Source organism: Phenylobacterium sp., from assembly GCF_004799395.1.
GTDB lineage: Bacteria > Pseudomonadota > Alphaproteobacteria > Caulobacterales > Caulobacteraceae > Phenylobacterium.
This window is the reverse complement of the sequence record NZ_SSMZ01000137.1, coordinates 1-2,049: the sequence shown is the minus strand read 5'-3', so window position 1 is coordinate 2,049 and position 2,049 is coordinate 1. Positions and strand designations below refer to the sequence as shown.

Annotated in this window: 2 protein-coding genes; one reads left to right on the top strand and one right to left on the bottom strand. The window is 66.7% G+C overall.

The window, feature by feature from the left end; all coding sequences use genetic code 11:
• On the bottom strand, positions 1-313 hold a 313-nt coding region (locus E8A12_RS09220), incomplete at its 3' end, for a hypothetical protein (RefSeq protein ID WP_293367890.1).
• 128 nt (positions 314-441) lie between these two features.
• Between E8A12_RS09220 and E8A12_RS09215 the strand changes: the two genes are divergently transcribed.
• Positions 442-1,767 (top strand): acyl-CoA dehydrogenase family protein, encoded by a 1,326-nt coding sequence (locus E8A12_RS09215; protein WP_293367888.1) that lies wholly within the window; start codon positions 442-444, stop codon positions 1,765-1,767.
• Positions 1,768-2,049 lie beyond the last annotated feature (282 nt).

The window sequence follows — 2,049 nt, the reverse complement described above, 5'->3', positions numbered from 1 at the left end:
CGTGCAGCAGTTTCACCACGGAGGCGCGATCCCCGTGGAGCTCGACGTCGACAGGAATGCGCTCGCCGCCCGGCAGCGCTGCAGCGTAGTGCGCGCCGTGGCCGGCGAGGGGCGCGTGAGGCAGACCCGGTCCGTCCGCGAACAGGCGACCATGATCCTCGAAGATGGTCAGGATCGACTGGGGCGTCCCGTATTGTCCGATCAGACGCTGCATCTCGGGCGTTGGCGGTGCGGGCAGCGCCGCGGCGCGCGCCAGGCCCGCGAACAGGCTCAGCGCGATCAGCAGGGCGAGCGATCCGTATGGCTTCTGCATGGGCCATTGGTGCGGCGGCGCTCGGCGATTCACAAGCGGCGTTGCGCAGGCCGGACAGTGGCTCGATAATGATACGACGCTCAAAACGTACCCAAAGTTCGAAAAACAGAGCGCATGGGAGACGCGATATGGCCTGGGATTTCGAGACCGACCCTGAGTTCCAGAAGAAGCTCGACTGGATCGAGGACTTCATGGCCGAGGAGGTCGAGCCCCTCTCGCACCTGGGCGTGGTGGCGCATGGCTCGCTCGGCCGCGAGAAGTTCATCAAGCCCCTGCAGCAGAAGGTGAAGGACCAGGGCCTCTGGGCCTGCCACCTTGGCCCGGACCTGGGCGGCCAGGGCTACGGCCAGCTGAAGCTCGGCCTGATGAACGAGAAGCTGGGCCGCAATGGCCTGGCGCCCACCGTCTTCGGCTGCCAGGCGCCCGACAGCGGCAACGCCGAGATCATCGCCCACTACGGCACCGAGAAGCAGAAGGAACGGTACCTCTGGCCGCTGCTCAACGGCGAGATCCGCTCGGCCTTCTCGATGAGCGAGCCGACCGGCGGCTCAGACCCGCTGACCTTCCGGACCCGCGCGGTGCTGGAAGGCGACGAGTGGATTATCAACGGCGAGAAGTGGTTCTCCACCAACGCGCGCTATTCCAAGGTCCTGGTGCTCTATGCGGTCACCGACCCGGACGCCAAGGACCCCTACCGCCGGACCTCGATCTTCCTGGTGCCCACCGACGCGCCCGGGGTGGAGATCATCCGCAATGTGGCGGTCGGCGGCGGCGGCGAGATCGGCGGCGGCAACGAGGGCTATGTCCGCTACAACAACGTGCGCCTGCCCTACGACGCCCTCCTGGGCGAGCGCGGCGCGGCCTTCGTGATCGCCCAGGTGCGGCTCGGCGGCGGACGGGTGCACCACGCCATGCGCACGGTCGGCGCCTGCAAGAACGCGCTCGACCTGATGTGCAAGCGCGCGGTCAGCCGCAAGACCCGAGATGGCCAGCTCGCCGATCTCCAGATGGTCCAGGCCGACATCGCCGACAGCTGGATCGCCCTGGAGAGCTTCCGCCTGATGGTGCTTCGCACCGCCTGGCTGATCGACAAGCACCAGGACTACCAGATGGTCCGCAAGGACATCGCCGCCATCAAGGTGATGATGCCCAAGGTCTACAACGACATCGCCACCAAGGCTGCCCACCTGCACGGCGCGCTGGGCGTCTCCAACGAAATGCCGTTCATGCACATGGTGACCTCATCGCTGGTCATGGGCATCGCCGACGGTCCGACCGAGGTGCACAAGGTCACGCTGGCCAAGCAGGTCCTCAAGGACTACCGCCCCGACAACGACCTCTTCCCCGCCTACCACATCCCCAAGCTGCGCGAGGCGGCCCAGGAGAAGTACGCGACCGAGCTGGGCGAGCTGAAGGCGGCCTATGCGGAGCGGCGCGACAAGGCCCCGGCCTGACGACGGCCTCAAGTCCGATCTATATAGCTGTCATCCGGGACGGCCGAAGAGCCGATCCGGGGCCCAGGGGCGATGGCGCCGCCTATCCTCCTGGGTCCCGGCTCTCCGCTTCGCTATGGCCGTGATGACATTCGTTTTTGGAGTGAAGGCGTGAGTGAGAAACCCTGGCCAGTGATGTCGATCGCCGAGGCGCACGCCCGCCTCACCGCGCCCGGCCAGCGGTTCGAGATCGTCGACATGTCGATCCGCGGGAGCACAACCAGGGTCTGGAAGAACGCGCCG